The sequence below is a fragment of the Steroidobacter denitrificans genome (assembly GCF_001579945.1).
Taxonomy (GTDB): Bacteria; Pseudomonadota; Gammaproteobacteria; order Steroidobacterales; family Steroidobacteraceae; genus Steroidobacter; species Steroidobacter denitrificans.
Genome location: NZ_CP011971.1, coordinates 2,615,914 through 2,637,427, shown reverse-complemented (window position 1 = coordinate 2,637,427; position 21,514 = coordinate 2,615,914). Strand labels below are relative to the sequence as shown.

The following is a 21,514-nucleotide window of genomic DNA, read 5'->3' as shown; positions in this document are numbered from 1 at the left end:
GCGGCTTGCACCATGGTGGCCGGATCAACGGATGTTTTGTGGAATGCCGCTGATCAAACAGCGAGCCAGTTCTGCACTCTAACCTCTGGGAGCTGTGCGAATTCTCGCGTATTGGCGGAGATCAACAGCGCATCCTCGACGAGCGCCGGAGCGGCGATCCACATGTCGTTGGGACCGATGGGCGTGCCGCGAATCTCCAGCATGGAGCGAATTCGTGCATATTCAGCGATCCTTTCTTCGGTCAGATAAAGAATCCCATCCATCCTCCCGGATTCCCATAATCGACATCGGTTTCGTTCTATCGGCATGACGGGAGTGCTCATGCCTGATTCCGAGTCCGACGAGCCAGGCCAGCCTGATGAACTCGGCGATACGCCGTCCGGTTCCCGGGTGGTACTGGCGTTCCCGCGCCGGTCCGCTCGTGAGCGGGAGGTGTCGGAGGATGCCATCGGCGTCCGGTTGCGAGAGCTGTTCCGGGTCGAGCGGATTCGCCTGGTGCGTTTTCTGCGTGCCCGGCTTGGTTCCGAAGCGGAGGCCCAGGATGTGGCTCAGGACGCGATTTTTCGGCTATATCAACGGCGCAGCGAGCTGCTCGACCGCGACTTGCGGGCGCTGCTGTTCGTCGCCGCGCGCAATATCGCCACCGATCGGTTACGTGCGCGGCAACGGGCAGCGGCGCATCCCGATGGAGACGCTGTCGTTGATGCTTGGGTGGACGAAGCAGCCTCGCCGGAGCGGATCGTGGCGGCGCAACAGCAGCTGGCGCAACTGCGGCAACTGCTGCAGGAATTGCCGCCGCGCTGCGAGTATGCCTTCGTCTGTTACAAGTTCGAGGGACTCGAATACCGAGAGATCGCCGCTAGGATGGCAGTGACGGAAAGCATGGTGCGCAAATATGTCCTGCGCGCCCTGCATTACTGTGCGACGCGTCTGGAAGGAGCGGGGGACACGCCATGAACCTTTACGGCAACCGCGACGAGCAGGCGGCCTTCTGGTTCCTGAAGCTGCAGGAGCCGGACGTCAAAGCCGAGGAGCTCGATGCCGCTCTCGATTGGATCGATGCCTGCGATGATAACCGTCGGGCTTTCGAGCGTATGCAACATTGCTGGCACGCCGGCAATCCGGCGGCGCTCGCCGCTACACCATCGACGCCCGCTGTTGCACCATCGGAATCTGCTGCGCCGACGCCGCGTATGCCGCTGGCGAGAATGCTGTGGACCGCGGCGGTGCTGCTGTTGATGGTGGCGGTCGGCGTGGGGATTCGCACGAATGCGCCCTGGCCGGATACACCGCAGTTGGAGCGTTATGCCACTGCGGTGGGCGAGATTCGTCGCATCGAGCTACTCGATGGTTCGGAGATGACGCTCGGCGGCGCGAGCAGCGTCGCGGTCGAATACCGCGCCGAGACGCGGCGCGTCGTCTTGGTCGATGGCGAAATTTTGCTCAAGGTGACTCGGCAGCCGGAGCGACCGTTCGTGGTAGAGGCCGGCGGCGGTTACGCCCGAGTGCTGGGTACCGTATTCAGCGTGCGCCGGGGCACCGAGGGTGTCACCGTCGGTGTCGCCGAGGGATTGGTGGAGGTCGGCTTGAGCGGGGCGGATGCAGCACCGGTGCAGCTGCCGCTGGGGCGCGAGGTGACCTATTCGGCGAGCGCCGGAGTGGGTCCGGTGCGGGCGATCAACCCGGCACGGGTGGGGGCCTGGTCCCGGGGCGTACTGACTTTCATCGATCGTCCGCTGGCAGCGGTTGTAGCGGATATCAACCGCTATTCGCCGCACTTGGTGGTGATCGACAACGACGCGCTGAAATCGCTGCGTGTCACCGGTACCGTCGGCGTGCAGGGTATCGAGGAATGGCTGAAAGCGCTGCAGAACGTTTCTGCGATCACACTCGACGACAGCGGCACCGACTGGGTATTGCGGCGGGCCGATGTCCAGCACTGAGCGAGGCCGGCGGAGGCGGCGCCTAGCGGCGGCGATACTGTGCCTGCCGTGGTGCGTAGCTGTATCAACAACGACGCCGGATGCCGATTTTCAGGCCATGGAGGCGCTGGGCGACGAACTGCACTTCTTTTCGATTCCACCGCAGCAGCTGAGCACTGCGCTGCTTGCCTATGCCGAGCAGGCGGATCTGCAGATCATTTTTCGCACCGACCTGCTGCAGGAATACCACTCGCCGGGCATCTACGGCACCTACACCATCGCCGCCGCCACCCTGGCCCTGCTGGTGGAAACCGGTTTCAACATCGAGTTCGTCGGTCCACGTACCGTGGTGGTCGCCGCTGCCGGTGCGAGCCAGCGCAACCGTTGAGTGCTCTCCATTCCCAAAACGAGAACCTGGTTCGTTATTCAAGGGCGGCCTCATTATCGTCTGCGCCGACCGGAACAACGCATGTGTATTTATAACTACTCCAATCGACAAGGGTGTTCCATGCCTAATTTCTGCAGCAGCGAATTTCGAACTCTGGCTGGATCATTTCCCCGCCGACGCCTGGCCGGCTTTCTCTGGCTTGCCATGATCGGTATAGCTGCCGATGCTCTGCCAGCATCGGTACAGGCGCAGGTGCCGGCGACGGCCAAGACCGTGTTCGACATCCGTCCGCAGGAGCTGGCGACCGGACTGGTGGCGTTTGCCGAACAAGCCGGCATGCAGTTGGTGGCATCGTCCGGCGACATAGGTGGTGCCAGAACCGACGGTCTCAGCGGTAGCTACACTCCCGAAGAGGCGCTGCATCAGTTGCTGGCAGCTTCCGGACTGGAGTACACCATGACCGGTGCCTCGTCGGTGGTGATCCTGGCACAGGTACAGACACCGGCACAAGCGCCACAGAGCTTGCCGGCACCCGCGGCGGCGCAGCCGGCAGCTGCGTCCCATGCGCAGCTCGAAGAGATCATCGTCACTGCACAGAAGCGCGAGGAGTCGCTGCAAGATACGCCGATTTCGATCGTGGCGCTGACTGCGGATATGCTCGAGGCGAAAGGCATCAACGGCATCGATGGCCTGCGCGCGGAAGTGCCGAACCTGCAGATCGTGCCTCATCCCAATAGTGCCACCACGGCGCAAGTATTCATCCGTGGCGTCGGTAATCTGGACGATCAGTTTACACAGGATCCGAGCGTCGCCATCTATATCGATGGGGTGTATATCGGTCGCAGCCAGGGCCTTTCGGCCGAAGTCGCCGATCTGCAACGGATCGAAGTGCTGCGCGGACCGCAGGGTTCGCTCTATGGGCGCAATGCCACCGGTGGCGCTATCAACTACATTACTCGCGCCCCGGAACTCGGCGCCTTCAGCGCCAGGCAAAGCGTCGCCTTCGGCAACTACGATCAAATCCGCACGCGTACCCGTCTGAACATTCCCGTCGGCGACGAACTTGCGATGGAATTCGCCTACACGCATTCGGAAAAGAACGGTTTCGTCAAGAATCTCGGCACCGGTGCGAGTCGCTATGGCGATCAGCGACGCGACGCGTATCGCGCAGGCGCACGCTGGGTACCGAGTGACGCCGTCGATATCCGCTACACCTACGATCGCTCGGAGATCGCGGATACCCCGGGGTTTCTTGCTTATACCCCCAACCTTTATCCGGCAGATCCGGTGCGGCCGTCGCAGGGTTCGCCCGCCGAACGCAACCTGCCGCGCAACAAGGCGACTGTGCAGGGTCACAATATCACCGCCAGCTTTCAGCCCGTCGAAGGATTGACTCTCAAATCGATCACCGGCTACAGGGAACTGGACGCAATCAATACCCAGCACTATTTGAGCGGTGTCCTGGGTCCATTCGCATTCATCACTAACGATTTCATCCAGTCCCAGGAGCAGTTCAGCCAGGAATTGCAGGCGATCGGCGAGGCGATGAATGACCGTTTGCAGTATGTGCTTGGCGTCTATTACCTGGACGAAAGCGCCGATTCCTTCGATCAGGCCGTATTCGGTATCCCGATGTATCCCACTACCGCGCGCACGGTAACAGCAGACAACAAGGCGTACGCCGCGTACGGTCAGGCAACCTACCGTCCTGCCTCTCTGCAAAAGCTGTACATGACACCGAGCGTTCGCTGGTCCCGCGATCAACGAAAGGCGACGCTCGTGCAGAGTGAGATTCCAGGAGGCGGTACTCCTATCGTCTATCCTCCAGGCAGCGGCGATAGGAGCGGCTCGAATGTGAGTCCCGGCTTCGTCATCGGCTATGACGTGACAGATGACGTAAATCTGTACGCCCGCTACGCCCGGGGCTACAAGACCGGCGGCTTCAATGTGCGCGCAAGCACGATCGCGCGCTTCAATGAAGGTTTCGGCGAAGAAACACTCGATGCCTTCGAGTTGGGGATGAAGTCGAGTTGGTTCGACAATCGGCTGCGAGTCAATGTCGCCGGCTTCTATTCGGACTACCAGGACAACCAGGTCACTGTGCAGGTCGATCCGAATAATTTCCGACTCACCGACGTGTTCAACGCCGGCAAGGCGACGATTCAGGGGCTCGAACTTGACATGGTCGCGCGGCCGACAAACGAGCTGACGGCCGGCCTGAGTTACGCGTGGCTGGATGCCGGTTACGACGAAATCCTGGATCCTTTCGGTGCCGACATCACCAGCCGCTACAGCTTCGTCGAGGCGCCGGAGCATACGGTGACGGGTAGTCTTCAGTATGAATTTCCGGCCACGCCGATCGGCAGGTTGACCGCCTCGGTCGAATATTTTTACCAGACCAAAAAGAACGTGGCAGCGGCGGATGCCCGCTATGTCATCGGCTCTTACGGTCTGCTGGATGCGCGCCTGATGCTCACGGAGATTCCGCTCAGCGGCGGCCGATGGCGACTGTCGGTCTTTGGCAAGAACTTAACCGATGAAGAATATTACCTGTTCCACGGGGATGCCGGGCTGCCTGTGGGGCTGTTCGGTGAACCGCGAAGTTACGGGATCGAACTGAACTTCGAATACTGAGCATAGGCGAATATTGAACGTAGGATTGCCATATGACGGATAGAGTGACTTCACGGTTGGCGGACTTCGTAGGCAGCACGAGTTATTCAAGTCTGCCGCCAGAGGTTGTGGATTACACGAAGCTCGTGATTCTCGACACCCTCATCTGCGGGATTGCCGCGGGCGGTCTCGAACGCTCGCGCATGATGCACGATGTCGTACGCGGCCTTGGCGGTCCGGCGGAAGCGAGTATTTTCGGCATGTCGGAGCGTGTGCCTGCTGCGCATGCAGCGATGGCCAATGCCGAGATCATGAATCTGCTGGACGCCGACGACACCTTCTTCACCTCCAGCCATTTTGCCGCCTTCAACGTCGCCGGCGCGCTCGCCGAGGCGCAGCGGCTCGGGCGATCAGGCAGGGATCTGATCCTTGGCATGGCGGTCGGTTTCGATATCAATGCACGGCTCAATCTGGCGTCGGTCGTGCTGGGCGAAGCAGCCGATGGCTCTTTTCAATGGGCTGGCGTGAACGGTATGGGCTTTGCCGCCTTCGGCACGGCGGCAAGCGCCGCGGCCGTGCGTGGCGTGCTTTCGCGCGAGCAGTTACGCAACATGTTCGGTCTGGCCGCCTGGACGGCACCGACGCCGGTCGTCAGCAAGGTGACGACGCGTCTCGATCATCTGTCCTTCAAGTATGCGAACTATCCCGGGGCGGCACTGGGTGGGATGATGGCTTTGGCGCTGGCCGAACGCGGTTATGTCGGTGATCAGGAATGTCTGGACGGGGAAGGGTTCATCCGCGCCCAGGGAAGCCTCAGTACCGATCACGAGTTGATGGTGGAGGAACTCGGGCAGAAGTGGTGGATCCTCGAGACCTGCATCAAGTATTACCCCTCCTGTCGCTATACGGCCGGCCCGATCGATATGCTACGGCGCCTCATGCACAAGGAAAAGCTTGCGGCGAAGGACATCGAGCGTATCGAGATTCGCATGCATCCGATGGGCTATGCGTTGCGCATTTTTCGTGAACCGCCGCGCTCGATCGCCGCCGATCATCGCGCGCCGCTGAACGGCGCTTTCAATATCCCGTACGTAATGGCGCTCGCCGCGCTCGGACGCACGCCGGGACCGCAATGGTACGCCCCAGAGAATCTCGCCGACCCGGAAGTATGGAACCTGGCCTCGCGAATCGTGACTACGGAGGATGAGTCGGCCCGTGACGACGTGCTGCACGCTTTTCGCGAGACCCGCATTCGCCGCTTTCGCAAGACGCCTGCATCGATGAAGGTGTGGGCGAAGGGTCAGGAGTTCACTTGCGAGTCCGAATATGCGGATGGGGATCCTTGGACCGAGGCGACGCATGCCACCTGGGACAGTGTGCGGGGGAAGTTCCGGAACTTCTGTTCGCATCTCCTGCCGGACTCTCGCATCGACGCTCTGGTGGAACAGATTCGCGGCCTCGAGCGCATAGAGGATGTCGCGCGCGAGCTGGCGATACCCTGAGCGACAGGCAACCCGGATGGCGCTACATGGCGCGATCCTTGAGCACTCCGCCATCGAGTATCACCTGCTCGGGCGTGATTTCATCGAAGGCGAGCACCTTGCCGCCTTCCCGCGCGGCAAAGGCGGCAGCATCCGACTGCCGTGCGAAGGACGCAAATGTCGGTCCCATCGAGCCGCGCCGCCTGGATCCGGCCACGTAGTAGGCCGTACGGGCGTCGATCCAGTCGCCGGTGGGATGATCCCAGTCGTTGCGAGCCATGTCGTGTACATACATGGCGACGATCGGACGCTGCCGTTCAGGCTGCAGGTAGATGGAGAACATTTCCACGGTGTCGCAGAACAGGTCCGGTTCGCCCTGCGCATAATGAATCTGCGCCTTCGGTCCCGGATAGTCCGCAAGCGCCATGCCATCCAGGCTGCAATAGGAATCGGCGGTGATCGTCACGGGACCTCTGTCGGCCTGGGATCCATTGCCGCAGGCCGCCAGCAGGCTGCTGACGGCGAGTATGAGCACAAGAAGAGCGTGACGAGCATGATGCAGTGTCATTTTCTGAATCTCCATGAGGCCAGCGCCAGTGGGATGATGATCCAGCCAAGCATGACCGCCACCAGCGGCAGCGGGCTCGCCCATCCTTGCGGAAAGACCTGGGTAAGTCCGTACCATGTTCGCACTTCGTCCATGCCGAAAATATTGAGGATACGGAACACATCGGCCGGATTCAGCAACAGCAGGTAGGGCAGCGCATCGGCACCGAAGCGTCCCCCCGTGGCCACCAGAAGGCCGAGCAACAGCAGATCATAGACCAGCACGAAAAAAAACCAGACCACGATAGCCGTGGCGCTTGCTCGCCCTCGATCCGCGGCAAGTACGGATACCAGCATCGACAGGCTCAGGAAGGCCAGGCCCAGCAATACCGCGCTAAACATGAATCCGAGGTAGTGGTGCCAGGAGCCCGCCGGTGCGGAAAACATGAGCAGCGCGCCTGCCGCGCCGAAGCCGATGAGAGTCGCCCCGGCCAGTGCGGCCGCCAGGCCGAGAAACTTGCCCAGCAGCAGTTCCACGCGCGTTACCGGCATGGACAGAAGCAGGTCGAGCGAGCCGCGTTCGCGCTCGCCGACGATGGCATCGAAACCGAGAATCAGCGCAATCAAGGGCACAAGATAGATTACCAGGCTTACCAGGCTGGCGATGGTGGCCTCGATGCCGCGAAAACCCACCGTACCTTGTTGAGCAGCCCCGAAATAAGTGATCGCCAAGGCAAAGGCGGCGAAAATCAACGTCACCGCCAGCACCCAGCGGTTGCGGATGCAGTCGCGAAACTCCTTATAGGCAAGCACCCCGATCGCCCGGTATTGGATCGTACTCATGAAGCATCCCTGGTATCGCTGTGGCCCAGGAACACGTCTTCGAGCGACGGCTCGTGGATGACCAGATCGGTGAGTTGCTCGCCGAGGCCGGACAACGCCGCCAATATCCTCATCCTGTCAGTGCGTGCACAGCGTATCGATGCCTGTTCGTCCTGCAGGTCGATGGTAACGCCGTCGATATGCGCCAGAGCGAGAGTCAGCGCCTGGTGTGCCGTCGGCGCCAGGCGCAGTTCGAACCATAGCGGCAACTGCATGGTCTCGCGCAGTGAAGATAATGTGCCCAGCGCCTGCAGCTTGCCGCCGTTCAGGATCGCCAGGCGATCGACGCGCTGCTGGATCTCGGCAAGGATATGCGAGGTCAGAACAATGGTGGCGCCCCGATCGCGCTGCTCGCGCACCAGTTGATAGAACTCGCGGATACCTTCCGGATCCAATCCGTTGGTCGGCTCGTCGAGAAACAGCAGCAGCGGCCGGCCAAGCAGCGCCTGTGCAAATCCAAGCCGCTGGCGCATCCCTTTCGAATAAGTTTTCACCCGCCGGTCGGCGGCATGCGCAAGACCGACCCGTTCGAGAAGCGCGCCGCACTCGCCACGCGGTGCGTCCTTCAGTGCGGCGATGAAGCGCAGTGTCTCCAGTCCGGTCAGGTTGTCGTACAGCGCCATATTCTCCGGCAGATAGCCCAGACGGCGGCGCACCTCGCGGAAAGCCGCATCCTGGACCCGGCAGCCGTCGATGCGGATTTCTCCTGCCGTGGGCGGTATCAGGCCCAGCATCATCTTGAACAAGGTACTCTTGCCGGCGCCGTTGCGGCCGATCAGCCCGAGCACCTCGCCGGCTTCGATGTCGAGGTCGATGCCGTCGACTGCGACGATGGTGCCGAAGCGCTTGACTGCGCCGCGTACTTCAATGACCGGGCCGGCCATCGGTCCATGAGCTCCAATCGGGATGAGCCGGTCGCATTCGTGGCTGCTGATCGATGATGCTCGGTGCACGCAGCAGGGGAAACTGTTGCGACGCCAGGCGCAGCGTCTGCAGCGCCGGGCTGTTCAATAACAATTTGACCGCAGGCAGCCGCCATACGAGCCGATCCACGAGATCGTTCGCTTCGTAGGGTACATCGCCTCTGCCGTCGCCGTCCCGGTCCCAGCCGACATAGTTGCTCCAGTAGTTTCCTTGTTCGGCGCCCCATTGTTCGTCGCGCGTCGCGATATAACGGATCTGCTGGCGATTGCGGATGAAATCGTTGTCTTCCACCTGGTTATTGATGGATCCGGCCCACAGGTGCACGCCGACATCGTTGGCCACCACCAGGTTGCCGCGCAGGATGTTGTATTCGGCATCGTAAATGAATAGGCCACGCTGATTGCCGGCGACGATGTTGTTCTCGATGACGGAATCCTGGATGGTTCGCAGCATGATGCCGTGGTCGCTGTTGCCCCAGGCACGGTTGTTGCGAACGACCTGGTTGCGTATCTCCATCAGTGCCAGCCCGCCGCGGTTGCGGTACACATCGTTGTCCTCCCAGAGATTGTAATAGGAGTTCATATAATGAGTGCCGTAGCGCGTATCATGAATGCGATTGCCGCGGAATACAGCATGATGCGACACATCGACATAGATGCCGTCACGCACGAAGCTGATGCGATTGCCGATGATTTGCGCCCCGGTGGTGTTGAACAGTTGGATGCCGTTGCCGCGCTGCGCGGAGGGGTAGTCGCGCTTGCCGGTGATGAGATTGCCGATGATGCGTACATCCTTGACCGATTCCACCCACACACCGAACAGGCTGTAGGCGATGTCACAATGTTGCACCGTCACCCGGTCGGCGCCGGACTGTATATAGATGCCCGCATTCTGCTGCGTCAGATCATCGCCGCTGTCGGTGATGATGAAATTTTCGATGGTCACATCCGCTGCCGCCACACGAATCGTGTCGCCCTGCAGCGCGCTATCGAGCGTGGGCCGATCCACGCCGCGCAGCGTCAGCGGCTTGTCGATCAACAGACGCTCCTTATAGTGACCACGAGCCACGAGGATCACGTCATGCGGCTGCGCCCCTGCTATGGCGGCGCCGATCGATTCGCCGGGCTGTACCGCTAGTTCCGCCGCACGGGCCGCCGCCGTGGTCAGTTGCAGCGTGCCCAATAAAGCAATGAAAAAAATAAGCAACCGTAAGCAATCGTGGTAGGCCGGATTTTTTATACGGGAATCGGACCGGATGAGCGATCCGCAGCGTCTTGCCGGGTTTTTCAGTAGAGCCATTGCAGCTCCACGAGATCGTGCAGGAAATCGAGCACGCCGGTTCCGCGCATCAACAGGAACAACGCCGCACCGATCAATAGATTCTTCATCGAAACGTATGCCGCCATGTCGGCCCAGGTTGCCGGCCGCATGGTGTGTCCCCACCAGGGGCCTTCCTTGACCCAGGGTTTGCATCGCATACGCACGATCAATTCATACACGCTCCAGGCGAACCACCACCCCAGGACGAGCCCTGGACCCAGACGGCCGGTGGCGCCCAGCAGCCATGCCCAGGTCACCAGTATGGCCAAGGCGATGCCTGCCGCGCGCAGCGCCAGCGGATAGGTGAGGAATTGCCGATTCCAGGGGAACAGGTGATCGACCAGTTCGCGGCGCAGCCATGCCAGTGGACCGAGCTTCGCTTCGACCGGCCGCAGGGGCGTAGTGGTGAGAGGATGAATGGGAATGTAATAGCCGTCGGCACCGATGGGCGTGAGTGCAATACCGGCCTTGGTGCGCTGCTTACGTTCCTTCGCCAGCGGCGGGCAGGCATGGTCGTCGTAGTACATGACCATGCAGTCCAGGCACAACAGGCATTCGCGCGGATCGATGCGGCCTCGAGTATCGATCGCCAGCGAATCGCAGCCGGCCGCACAGGCGTGACAGGTGGTGCATTCCGGTTTGCGCTTGAGGGCCCACCAGCGAAATGTCGAGGGTACGGCAAGGCCGGCGCCGAGCGGGCAAAGGTACTTGCAGAACGGCCGCTCGATGAACAGCGCCAGGATGAGCAATACGGCCCAGAAAACGACAAACGGCCAGGAGCGATTCCATACCCCGACCAGAAAGGTGGTCTTGAACGGCTCGATCTCGGCGAGTTTTTCCGCCATGCCGATCGAGTAGAACGACACGACGAGCAGGCCGGCGAATACCAGGTACTTGATCCATTTCAGCCGGTCATGCAGCCGCTGCGGTAGCTTGAACTGGAAGCGCTGCAGGCCGAGCGCACCGGCGATGCGAAAGACGCCTTCGCTCAGTGCGCCGTACGGGCATAGCCAGCCGCAGAACATGCCGCGTCCCCAGAAGAACACGGTAAGAATGATGAAACACCAGAACAGGAAAATGAACGGATCGCTGAGAAACAGGCTCCAGCGCCATTCGAACAGGATGGCGTTGAACCAGGTCAACACCTGCGTGATCGACGGTTGCGCCATGAGATAGAAGCCGAAAAACCCGATACTGATGGTCCATAGCGCATACTTCGGCCACGATACCCAGCGCTTGTTGTTGCGCGTGGAGCGCCGTACCAGTCGATCGCGCAAGGCATAAAGAACACCGGCGGCGGCGAGCACGATGACGAAAATGGCGATCTCCAGCGCGCGATCGCGCCAGATCTTCATCCACATCGGTGCCGGCGCCTTGTAGTCGGGCCGACCACCGACAATGTACCGGCCGGGCAGCCAGTATTCCTGTTCGAAACTGAGGAAGGTGCGTGCGCCGGTGCCCGTGTCGATCCTGTTGGCCAGGAAAACCAGGCTCCAGGGATATGCCGGCGAGAAGGCGCTGCTGCGGAGAAGGAAAATCCCCGATTCGCGAAACTGCGGCGCGCCCGGCGTATGCAGGTCATAGAGATTCAAGTAATCCTGATCGCGGAATGTGAAGCTGTCGCTGCCTTGTATCACCTGGATGCGGTCGAAAATACCGCCGCGCACAAAGCCTGAACCCTTGAACGACTCCATGCCGTCGGCAACGACGAAAATGGCATGCTCATTCGGTCCAAGGTCCGCCATGAGGCGCCGGTAACCGCTGTCGCCCAGTACCGATATGCCGATCGCCGGGGCGTTGAGATAGCCGAAATACATATCTATATAGCGCTGTCGTGACGGCGGCTGACCGACCTCCTGCGGTCGCACCATCAAGCGGCGCACGCTGCCCTGTTTTATCAGGTCGGCCCAATCGGGACGGTCGGCAGGCAGCTTGGCGACGGAGGTGAATTCGACTGCTGGCCGTACATCCGGCTCGATGATACCGACCTGTTTGGCGACCGCGCGTGCCGATCCTAGTATGACCTGGTGCTCGGCAATCACGGTCACGGTCGCACCGGTGATGGCATCGACGCCCAGCACGTCGGCGCGGCTGCGTCCGACTTCGATCTTCCGGCCGACCGACTTGCCGACATATTGGCGAATGAAGGCATCGAGCTGCGATTCCGGAATACCGAGCAACAGAATGGGCTCGGAGTGGCGCAGTACCTTCACGCCGGTGATGATGCCGGCGGTATCCATGCCGATCAGGGTGACGATGGGTTTACCGGAGTATCCGGGAATGTCCATCATGTCGGTGGATAGGAAGACGTACCCGAGGAGGTCATCGTCGCGTCCGGCATGCCTTGCATCGACATCCCGTTCACTCTGTTCGCGATGGTCCTGCAGGCGGCGAGGCTCGCCACGATATGCCTCGACATAGGCCGGATGACCCTTGCGCAGCGAGAACCGCCGTGCCTTCGGCATGACATCCGTGCAGGGCGCGTAGGCGCACATGTCCGGATCGCTGCTGAGTTGCGGCGGCAGCGGCGCTTCGTACCCTTGATCGGCGAAAACCGGGTTCGCGAATATGATCAGGAGCAGGGTTGCGATGATCGTGCGCCAGCGGCGCGGACTTGAACACATAATTCATGAGAGGGAACCGCCTTGCGGCGGCTCCCCCGATGCAGCTATCTCCAGCGAACGCTTATGCTTCGACCAGCATACGCGAACGCATTTCCAGATGCAGCGCGTGACAGAAGTGCGTGCAGTAGCACCAGTACACCCCCGGCTTGTCGGCGATGAAGGCCACGGACTTGGTTTCCTGCGGGTTGACGATGAAATTGATGTTGTGCTTCGGAATTGCGAAGCCGTGGGTCAGATCCTCTACCTTGTCGTGATTGGTGAGGATGATCGTGACCTCATCGCCGCGCTTTACCTTGAATTCCGTCAAGCCGAAGGTCGGTGCCTGCGAAGTCAGATACACGGTGACTTTGCGGCCGTTGCGTTCGACGCGGCAGTCCAGGGGCGATTTTACCGCGTGCGGAAAATCGTCCATGTTGTAGATCTGCCGGGTCTTGATGATGTCGCGGCGGACCACGATCGAATCATGGGGTTCCGACCATACCGGAGTGTCGTGCACCAGCTTCATTTTGTCGCCGCTGATATCGATCAACTGCGAATTCTCCGGATGCAGCGGCCCGACCGGCAGGAAGCGATCCTTGGCGAATTTATTGTCGGAGATGAAGTATTTGCCGTCTGCTTCACGGGTCTCGCCCATCGAGGTGAAACCATGTCCGGGCTGGTAATGCACATCGAGACGATCGACGACCACCTGCGCCGACGAGTCGCCCTGATAGGCTTTGATCGCCGCCTCGATATTCCATTTGACGATCTGGCTATCCAGAAACAAAGTGGTGTAGCAGAAACCGCGGTTGTCGAATGCACTGTGCAGCGGGCCCAGACCGATCTCCGGCTCGGCGACCACGGCCTCGCGCGGATCCTGCAGGCGGCCCTCGAACCATTGCAGTACGCGATCATGGGCGATCAGTGTGGCCGTCGGCGACAGCTTGCCGGAACAGGCGTAGTACCTGCCGTCAGGACTGATGTTCACGCCGTGCGGATTTTTCGGCACCGGTACATAGCAAGTCAGCGCCGTCGCCGGATCGGCGTTCGCCGCTTGCGTTCCGTCGACCACCGGGACTTTCGAGTCGCCGATCGTGAAGGTTTTACCTGCCTTTACCGCCGCTTCGATGCGCGCGACATTCAGGAATACGCAGGCATCGCGTTCCCGCAACATCATGTCGGCGAACACCGCACCGCCTTCGGTGTTGTACTGGTTCGAGCAGACCAGCTTGCCGTCATAGGACGTGGCGACCAGATCCATGTTGCCGTCGACCTGACATTGCCAGCGCGGCTCCAGGGTCTCGGCATCGACGCAGGTGAACACGCAGGAATAGCGTGTGGGATCGTCCAGATCGCGGCCGTCGTTGGGTAGCGGGGTGTGAAATTCACTGCCGCAAAATACCCGCGTGGTGTAGTTGACGGCGCTGTCGAGCGGATCGCACTTGTCGGGAAAGATACCGTGGAAGCCTTGAATGTTCGGCAGCTCGGTGATCTTGTCGCATTCCATCGTATCCAGGCGTACGCGCGCAATGCGGCCATGGATCTTGTCGTTCACGAACAGGTAACGGCCGTCGTAGGTGCCGTCGGTGTAGGACGGATGCACATGATGCGTATCGCCGGTCCAATACTTCAGGGTGCCGTCGGGATGGGTGCCGAGTATTTTCTTGGACTCGTTGGTGATTCCCCAACCCGTCATGCAATCGATATTGAAGACCGGGATGCGCTTCAGCAGACGGCCGGAGGGCAGCACATAAATGCGTACTTCGCCCGAATGACCGCCGCTGGAGAATGCGTAGTACTCATCCAGCTGGCCGGGATGGACCTGGTACTTGCCGTAATCGATGCTTCCGCCCGTGGAAGTCGCGCCGCCTTCACCATCGGGCTGGCAGCCGGCAAGCCCCAGCGACGCGCCGGCCAAGCCGGCGAATGCGGCGGTATTCAGGAAATTTCTGCGTCCCGCATCATCCAGTGCGGTGTTTTCAGTGGGTTCTTTGGTTTTGGTCACGTCATGATTTCCAGTGAAAGACGATCTTTTCAGGCCGGTGAATCGTAGGAACACCGAACGATCATATGTCTAAGTGTCTTATGACATTGCGATACGAATGATTCGGGAATCCACCAGGAGAGTTCCGTACCAGCCGCGGGAGCCGGCCTGCCGATCAGGGTGAAGCCGATTTACAGGTCAGGTTGAAGCTGGCCCGCAGGTCAGGTCAAGCCGGGGTCAGCGCCTTGAGCTTGTATATTGCCTCCAGTGCTTCGCGTGGCGTCATGGCATCCGGATCGAATTGTTCCAGTGCGCTTACGGCGGGATGGGGCGGCGGTTCGGGCTCGGCGAATTCGAGTGCCAGTTCCTGTTGCGGCCGCGGCTCATGCGCGGCGGCCGAGCGCCGCTCGAGCTCGTGAAGATAACATCGTGCCGCCGTGATGACCTTGGGCGGCACGCCGGCCAGCGCTGCGACCTGCAGTCCATAGCTTTGGTTCGCCGGGCCTTCCTTGACCGTGTGCAGAAAGATCAGTTTATCGCCATGCTCGGTGGCATCCAGATGCACATTGGCGCAGGCATCTAGATCGTCCGCCAGCGCCGTCAGCTCGAAGTAATGCGTGGCAAACAAGGTGAAGGCGTGGATGTGCTTGGCGATATGGTTGGCGCATGCCCAGGCAAGGGACAGGCCGTCGTAGGTGCTGGTGCCGCGGCCGATCTCGTCCATGAGCACCAGGCTGTGGGTGGTCGCGTTGTTCAGAATGTTGGCGGCCTCGGTCATCTCCAGCATGAATGTGGAGCGTCCGCCGGCCAGATCGTCGGAGGCGCCGATGCGAGTGAATACGCGATCCACCGGGCCGATGCGGGCGGCGGTTGCCGGTACGAAACTGCCGATACGCGCCAGTACGACGATCAGGGCCGTCTGGCGCATGAATGTCGACTTGCCGCCCATGTTCGGTCCGGTGATGACCAGCATGCGGCGCCGGTCGTGCAGGTTCAGGTCGTTGGGAACGAAGGGTTGCTCGATGAAGCGTTCGACGACCGGATGGCGTCCTTCATTGATCTGGATGACGGGTTCGTCGCAAAGTTCGGGAGCGGCATAGCGCAAGGTGACGGCGCGCTCCGCCAGATTGGCCAGCACATCGAGCGAGGCGAGCGCCGCCGCGGTGGATTGCAGGCCGGCGAGCCGTTCGATCAGATGGTCGAGGAGTTCATCGTACAGCTGCTTTTCTCGTGCCAGCGCCCGGTCGCGCGCTCCCAGTACCTTGTCTTCGAATTGTTTGAGTTCCGGCGTGATGTAACGCTCGGCGTTCTTGACGGTCTGGCGGCGATGGTAGTCCGCCGGCACGCGGTCGGCGAGGCTGCGGTTGACCTCGATGAAATAGCCCTGCACCCGGTTGTAACCCAGCCGCAACGTGGCGATGCCCGTGCGTTCGCGCTCGCGCGCCTCCAGGTCGAGCAGATATTGATCGCTGTGTTCGCTGATGCGCTTCAGGTCGTCGAACTCGCTGTCGTAGCCGGCAGCGATCACGCCGCCGTCGCGCAGCAGGGCGGGTGGCGATGCGACGATGGCGCGGGTCAGCAGTGCTTGAATTTCCGGATGAGTACCCGCTTGCCGACCCAGTTGCCGCAACAGCGGGGAATCGATGGGCGCCAGCAGGTCTTGCAATGTCGGCAAAAGCGCCAGGGCATCACGCAATTGCGCCAGATCGCGTGGCCGGGCACTTTTCAGGGCGACGCGTGCCAGGCCACGTTCGATGTCACCCACATGACGCAGCAATTCATGCAGCGCTGCGTGCTGGGCGAGTTCGATCAAGGCACCGATGGCCTGCAGGCGCAACTCGATGGGCCGGCGATCACGCAATGGACGGTGCAACCAGCGGCGTAGTTCACGCCCGCCCATGGCGGTCGCCGTATGATCCAGGACCGCGGCGACGGTGCTCTCCGGCCGGTCGGACATGCTGACGTCGAGCTCGAGATTGCGCCGGGTGGCCGCGTCCAGCAGTACCGCGTCGCTGCGTTCCTCGGTGCGCAGGCCGCGCAGGTGGGGCAGCGCGCCTTTCTGGGTATCGCGCACATATTGCAGCAGGCAGCCGGCGGCGCGTACCGCCATCCTGCGCTGCTCACAGCCGAAGCCCGACAGATCATGCGTACCGAACTGCTCGCACAACAGGCGAGTGGCGGACTCCAGGTCGAAATGCCAGACCGGACGTTCGCGAACGAAGGTATTCGTGGCAAGCGGTTTTGTCTGTTCGGGCACCAGCAGTTCGGCCGGCCGCAATCGTTCGATTTCACTGGCCAGGGCTTCATCCCCGGCAGCCTCCAGTACACAGAAGCGGCCGCTGGCCAGCTCCAGCCAGGCCAGTCCGAAATCGTCGGCTTCACGGCATAGTGCGGCAATGAGCGTGTCGCGGCGTTCCTCCAGGAAGGCGTCGTCCGTCACCGTGCCAGGCGTCACGATACGCACCACCTGGCGTTCCACCGGTCCCTTGGCCTTGCCGGGATCGCCGATCTGCTCGCAGATCGCCACCGACTCTCCGCGCCGCACCAGCCGCGCCAGATAGTTCTCGGCACTGTGATGGGGCACGCCGGCCATGGGAATGGGCTGCCCGCCCGACTGGCCACGGGCCGTCAGAGTGATGTCCAGCAACCGCGCCGCCCGGCGCGCATCCTCGAAGAACAGCTCGTAGAAATCACCCATCCGGTAGAACAGCAGGGCATCGGGATGCTGCGCCTTGATGCGCAAATATTGCTGCATCACGGGAGTGTGCCCGGCGTGTGCGCTTGTATCTTGATCTTTCACTTTTGAATCAGTAGGTTACTTGATATCCGGTTTCGCTGTTGGGGTAAATTTGGGGTAATTCTCGAAATATTGCCCCGGTACGCGCGGGTCCGGTGGAGATTCTATCAAATTCGCTGAACAGTGAATTTAGCAATTACGCCGAATATTCGATATAGTGGCGTTATTCGCTGTTCAGAGAATAGCCTCAATGATGACCGAGTCGGCCGCGACCGAACAGGCTTTGATTGACCAGTTCTTGGTCTCCGTCCAGGAATTGCCGGATGTGCATGTCGAATCAAATGGTGTGGAAATCGCCACGGCCGCAGGTGACCGTCTCGACGCCAAGATTCATCTGAACGTCGCTGGCAAGTCGATCATCCTGCTGGTCGAGGCGAAGAAAGCCGTCTACCCCCGAGACGTTCGCCAAGTGCTATGGCAGTTCAAGGTGCTACGTCAGCCGCCGCATGCCGACGAGCAGCCCCTGCTTATCGCCGAATCCTTGTCACCTGGTGCGAAGGAACTGCTCAGGAACGAACGCGTCGGTTACTACGACAGTGGCGGGAGCCTGTTTCTGCCTGCCTCCGGTGCCTACGTCTACATCGACAAACCGCCTCCGAAGACCTTGGAAAAATCAGTGCGGTCGCTGTTCTCGGGGCGACGTGCACAGGTGGTGCACGCACTCTTGGTCCGCCACCAGGACTGGTTTGGTGTCACTGAGGTGGCCGAACAGGCCCAAGTGGCGCCGTCCACCGCTTCCGATGTGTTGAGCCAATTGGATAGGTTCGACTGGCTGGTGTCGCGCGGGCAGGGACCAAGTAAGGAGCGTCACTTGCGTGAGCCCGGCGCGCTACTCGATGCCTGGGCCAAGCAGCTTGCGGCTTTGCGTGCGCCGGCGCTGCGTCGTTACTACGTGCCTGGCTTGAAATCCGATGCACTGATCGAACGGCTCGGTCAGGTCCTCGACGCGCATCAGGTTGGCTACGCTGTGAGCTACGAAGCCGCCGCGCAGCGCTATGCACCGTTCTTGTCCGGTATCTCGCAAGTGCGCACCCGGCTCCTGCCGAATGCCGACGCCGATGTGGCGATAGCCGAACTGGATGCGCGTGTCGTCAGCGAAGGGTCAAACCTCGCCGTCATCGAGGTGAAGTCCGCGGGAGAACTGTTGTTCCGCCAGCAAGTGGGCGGAGTCTGGCTGGCGAGCCCGATTCAAGTCTATCTCGACCTATTGCGCGGTGAAGGTCGTGCCAAGGAGATGGCCGAACACCTGCGTCGCGAGAGGATCGGTTTCTGATGGCCAAGCCCGCGACATTCGACGGCTACACCGATCAATATACGCGGGACTGCGAACGTGTGCTTGTGACTTTGTTGCGTGGACTAGGGCCTTGGAAGGAGTCGGTCTACTTGGTCGGCGGACTCACCCCGCGGTATCTGGTGAAGGCGCGGCCGCCCTCTGTGCCGGCGCACGCCGGCACGATGGATGTTGACATCGTGATCGATCTCCAGATCCTCGCCGACACGGAGAGCGTTGCGCCAGCGCGAGGTCAGCGACGTGATCGAACAGCTCCTCGCACGAATTGGATAGAGCGGGGAAGACTGTTGATGCGAATTCTTTAGCGGCAAGCGCAATGACCACGCAGAACAGAAATGCGTCCGGGACTCAATCTTCCGAGCTTGCCGGAGGTGCCGGCTTTACTTTTGAAGGCGGTGTCGGCGGTTTCTATTTGGCGGCTCTGCTGGGCGAAGCCTATGCGCCTGGCATGGAGGGCCGTACGGTTTCGCGCGTAGCCTTCCAGCAGCGCAACTTTGGCGAACCACTTGACGATGTGATCGTGGATTTCCGAGGTGTGGCTGGCGAGGAAGCGCGGCTCGGTAATCGCCACCTCAACGCCCTCGATGCGGTGGCGTTGGACGCCTTCGGTCAGCGCCGATCCCGTGAAGCGTACGAAGCGGATCGGGGGATATCCGTTGCGTATTCTACGAAGACTGGTCACCTGGATACCCCGTAGTCTGCCGCCCTTGCGCTTACCTCGCGACCCAGCCGCCGTCGGCAACCAGGGCATGGCCCGTCACAAATGACGATTCGTCCGAACAGAGCCAGAGCGCCGTTCGTGCAATCTCTTCCGGAGTGCCCATGCGTCCCATGGGTGCGCCTTCGGCCATTGCGCGCTCAGCCTGTTCCTCACCGTGGGTGAGCCGGTCGATCATCGCCGTATGAATCACGCCCGGGCATAGCGCATTGACACGGATATTCTGGGTTGCAAATTCGAGCGCCGCGTTCTTGCTCAGCCCGATGACCCCATGTTTGCTCGCCACGTAGGCGGGAAGGCCTGGAAAGGCGATCATTCCTGCAATCGAGGATGAGTTCACGATGGCGCCGCCGCCGGTTTTGATCATTTCGGGAATTTCATACTTCATACACCACCAGATACCGCGAAGATTGATATTGATCGTACGGTCCCAGTTCTCGTTGGTGCACTGAACAGTGTCGCCGGGTGTGCTTTCGACCCCGGCGTTATTGAAAGCGCAGTCCAGACGTCCAAAGGTTTTCACGGTCGTCGTCACCATGTCTTTTACGTCAGCTTCAAGGGTCACATCGGCTTTCACGAAGAGGGCTTTCCCGCCTGCATCGCAAATCGACTCGGCAATCTTGGCACCAGCCTCGAGCTGTATATCCGCAAGAACGACAGCGGCACCTTCGCGTGCAAAGGCGTTCGCCGCCACTGCTCCGATACCGGATGCGCCACCCGTCACCAGAACGACTTTATCTTTCAGCATGTTTTTCATGTTCGCCTCAGTGTCGTCGATGGACCGGCGTGGCGGATTCGACTGACGTGCGTGAGCATCTGATTGCGATGCCCTTTGGAAGATCGAGTCTTTCCTTCAGCCGGAAGCGTTCGAGGATCCCGCTCGGGGCGGCTCATGCTGCCGGCAGAGCGTACAGCGCATGGATCAAAGCCTCCTCCCAGTAGCGCGGATCGCCCATTTGCAGCTGCCACTGCTTGCCGCGCCGCAAATAGTAGGCAATATCGACCTCGTCGACGAAACCCATGCCGCCATAGATTTCCGCGGACTTCGATGTGGTGAATCTGACTGCATTGCCTGCGGCGAGCTTGGCGCGGGCAACCTCGGCTTGCGCAGGGTTGCCTTTGTCGAGATTCCAGGCTGCATAGTAGATCATGGTCTCCACAGCGGTGTTCTCGATCACCATCTGTGCCAGGTGGTGCTGGATGGCCTGGAAGGCCGCTATCGGCTTGCCGAACTGGATACGCTGGCAAGCATAGTCCTTGCCGAGTTCCTGTGCGCGCTCCGATGCGCCCAGCATGCAGGCGGAGAACGCGACGACGGCACGTTGGATGACGCCGTTCAAGCTGGTCCATATTTGTCCCGGTGTGCCAATCACGTCCTCCTTGGCGACTGTTACATCGTCAAACTCGATATGGCACTGACGATCGCGCGCCAGGGTCCGGATGGGTTTCAGGGTGACGCGGGAATCTTCCGGGTCGACCGAACATAGTATCAATCCGTCGTTTCCTGCCGAATCCGCATCGCCGGATCGTGCCGCTACGATGATGCGCTCGGCGGCGGGTGCAAACTCGACGAACCGCTTCTGGCCGTTCAGTATGAATCCGCCTCCCTTCGCGGCGCGGGCGGAAGCCGCGATACCATTTGTACCGAAGCCTCCGCCTGCCTCCTGCAGTGCAAAGCTCAGGACAGCTTCGCCCCGGGCGATGCGGGGCAGGTAGCGCCGCTTCTGTTCGTCGTTGCCGAGCGCAACCAGAATGCCCCCTGCAAGCATTACCGTTGGGATATAGGGACTAGGGAGCATAACGCGGCCGATCTCCCGAGCCAGCGTTACGATCTCGGCCATGCCCAGCCCGCTGCCTCCGTAGGCTTCGGGCAGCGGCATTGCCGTCATGCCCATACTGGCCATTTCAGTCCAGAGCTCGGGAGAATAGCCGAGCGGATCTTTTTCGAGCGCTGCCACGACCTGGAGCGAACACTCCCTCTCCAGGAACCGGCGTACCGCCGACTTGAGTTCCTCCTGTTCAGGCGTCAGATCGATATTCATGCT

General features: G+C 60.9%; 17 protein-coding genes and 1 pseudogene. 8 read left to right on the top strand and 10 right to left on the bottom strand.

Features of this window, described 5'->3' with window-relative positions; genetic code table 11:
• Nucleotides 1-53 precede the first annotated feature (53 nt).
• Nucleotides 54-263: a PIN domain-containing protein gene (locus ACG33_RS11910; RefSeq protein ID WP_066921467.1), complete on the bottom strand. Its 210-nt coding sequence runs from the start codon at nt 261-263 to the stop codon at nt 54-56.
• A 58-nt stretch (nt 264-321) separates the two neighbouring features.
• Here ACG33_RS11910 and ACG33_RS11905 point away from each other — a divergent pair, with 58 nt between their 5' ends.
• From ACG33_RS11905 to ACG33_RS11885, 5 genes are all read left to right on the top strand, one after another.
• Nucleotides 322-957 (top strand): RNA polymerase sigma factor, encoded by a 636-nt coding sequence (locus ACG33_RS11905; RefSeq protein WP_168160084.1) that lies wholly within the window; start codon nt 322-324, stop codon nt 955-957.
• The gene (locus ACG33_RS11900; RefSeq protein ID WP_066921463.1) at nt 954-1,943 is read left to right on the top strand and encodes a FecR family protein; all 990 of its coding nucleotides are present in this window, start codon (nt 954-956) and stop codon (nt 1,941-1,943) included. Before ACG33_RS11905 ends, ACG33_RS11900 begins: the two co-directional genes overlap by 4 nt.
• Nucleotides 1,930-2,310 (top strand): STN domain-containing protein, encoded by a 381-nt coding sequence (locus ACG33_RS11895; RefSeq protein ID WP_157071779.1) that lies wholly within the window; start codon nt 1,930-1,932, stop codon nt 2,308-2,310. The genes ACG33_RS11900 and ACG33_RS11895 overlap by 14 nt, the downstream gene beginning before the upstream one ends.
• Before the next feature lie 120 nt (nt 2,311-2,430).
• Nucleotides 2,431-4,944, top strand: a complete 2,514-nt coding sequence (locus tag ACG33_RS11890; RefSeq protein ID WP_210399051.1) for a TonB-dependent receptor domain-containing protein — start codon at nt 2,431-2,433, stop codon at nt 4,942-4,944.
• Between the two features lie 32 nt (nt 4,945-4,976).
• Nucleotides 4,977-6,425 (top strand): MmgE/PrpD family protein, encoded by a 1,449-nt coding sequence (locus ACG33_RS11885; RefSeq protein ID WP_083536838.1) that lies wholly within the window; start codon nt 4,977-4,979, stop codon nt 6,423-6,425.
• A gap of 22 nt (nt 6,426-6,447) precedes the next feature.
• Here ACG33_RS11885 and ACG33_RS11880 read toward each other — a convergent pair whose 3' ends face one another.
• The 7 genes from ACG33_RS11880 to mutS form a co-directional block, all read right to left on the bottom strand.
• The gene (locus tag ACG33_RS11880) at nt 6,448-6,972 is read right to left on the bottom strand and encodes a nitrous oxide reductase accessory protein NosL (RefSeq protein ID WP_066921458.1); all 525 of its coding nucleotides are present in this window, start codon (nt 6,970-6,972) and stop codon (nt 6,448-6,450) included.
• Entirely contained in the window at nt 6,969-7,784 is an 816-nt protein-coding gene (locus ACG33_RS11875) for an ABC transporter permease (RefSeq protein ID WP_066923335.1), read from the bottom strand. The genes ACG33_RS11880 and ACG33_RS11875 overlap by 4 nt, the downstream gene beginning before the upstream one ends.
• 5 nt (nt 7,785-7,789) lie before the next feature.
• A complete protein-coding gene (locus tag ACG33_RS11870) occupies nt 7,790-8,716 on the bottom strand; it encodes an ABC transporter ATP-binding protein (RefSeq protein ID WP_066921456.1) in 927 nt (308 codons plus the stop codon).
• Entirely contained in the window at nt 8,697-9,956 is a 1,260-nt protein-coding gene (locus tag ACG33_RS11865; RefSeq protein ID WP_066923332.1) for a nitrous oxide reductase family maturation protein NosD, read from the bottom strand. Before ACG33_RS11865 ends, ACG33_RS11870 begins: the two co-directional genes overlap by 20 nt.
• Nucleotides 9,957-10,042: 86 nt before the next feature.
• Nucleotides 10,043-12,700: a 4Fe-4S binding protein gene (locus ACG33_RS11860; RefSeq protein WP_066921454.1), complete on the bottom strand. Its 2,658-nt coding sequence runs from the start codon at nt 12,698-12,700 to the stop codon at nt 10,043-10,045.
• 61 nt (nt 12,701-12,761) lie between these two features.
• Complete coding sequence (gene nosZ / locus ACG33_RS11855) at nt 12,762-14,684, bottom strand: TAT-dependent nitrous-oxide reductase (protein WP_083536833.1); 1,923 nt, start codon at nt 14,682-14,684, stop codon at nt 12,762-12,764.
• 205 nt (nt 14,685-14,889) lie between these two features.
• Nucleotides 14,890-17,418, bottom strand: coding sequence for a DNA mismatch repair protein MutS (mutS, locus tag ACG33_RS11850; protein WP_066923329.1), 2,529 nt, complete (start codon nt 17,416-17,418; stop codon nt 14,890-14,892).
• A 232-nt stretch (nt 17,419-17,650) separates the two neighbouring features.
• On the opposite strand from mutS, the gene ACG33_RS11845 reads away from it, so the two are divergent.
• The 3 genes and pseudogenes from ACG33_RS11845 to ACG33_RS16365 all read left to right on the top strand — a co-directional run bounded on the left by ACG33_RS11845 (nt 17,651) and on the right by ACG33_RS16365 (nt 19,448).
• A complete protein-coding gene (locus tag ACG33_RS11845; RefSeq protein WP_237392618.1) occupies nt 17,651-18,733 on the top strand; it encodes a type IV toxin-antitoxin system AbiEi family antitoxin in 1,083 nt (360 codons plus the stop codon).
• Nucleotides 18,733-18,966 (top strand): annotated as a pseudogene (locus ACG33_RS17095) (antitoxin); the annotation flags it as partial. The gene ACG33_RS11845 and the pseudogene ACG33_RS17095, both read left to right, overlap by 1 nt.
• Nucleotides 18,967-19,067: 101 nt before the next feature.
• Nucleotides 19,068-19,448 (top strand): hypothetical protein, encoded by a 381-nt coding sequence (locus tag ACG33_RS16365; protein ID WP_066921448.1) that lies wholly within the window; start codon nt 19,068-19,070, stop codon nt 19,446-19,448.
• Between the two features lie 16 nt (nt 19,449-19,464).
• On the opposite strand, the gene ACG33_RS11830 is transcribed toward ACG33_RS16365, so the two are convergent.
• Together ACG33_RS11830 and ACG33_RS11825 are read right to left on the bottom strand one after the other, a co-directional pair.
• Nucleotides 19,465-20,226 (bottom strand): glucose 1-dehydrogenase, encoded by a 762-nt coding sequence (locus tag ACG33_RS11830; RefSeq protein WP_066921446.1) that lies wholly within the window; start codon nt 20,224-20,226, stop codon nt 19,465-19,467.
• 133 nt (nt 20,227-20,359) lie between these two features.
• Nucleotides 20,360-21,511, bottom strand: a complete 1,152-nt coding sequence (locus ACG33_RS11825) for an acyl-CoA dehydrogenase family protein (protein WP_066921444.1) — start codon at nt 21,509-21,511, stop codon at nt 20,360-20,362.
• Nucleotides 21,512-21,514 lie beyond the last annotated feature (3 nt).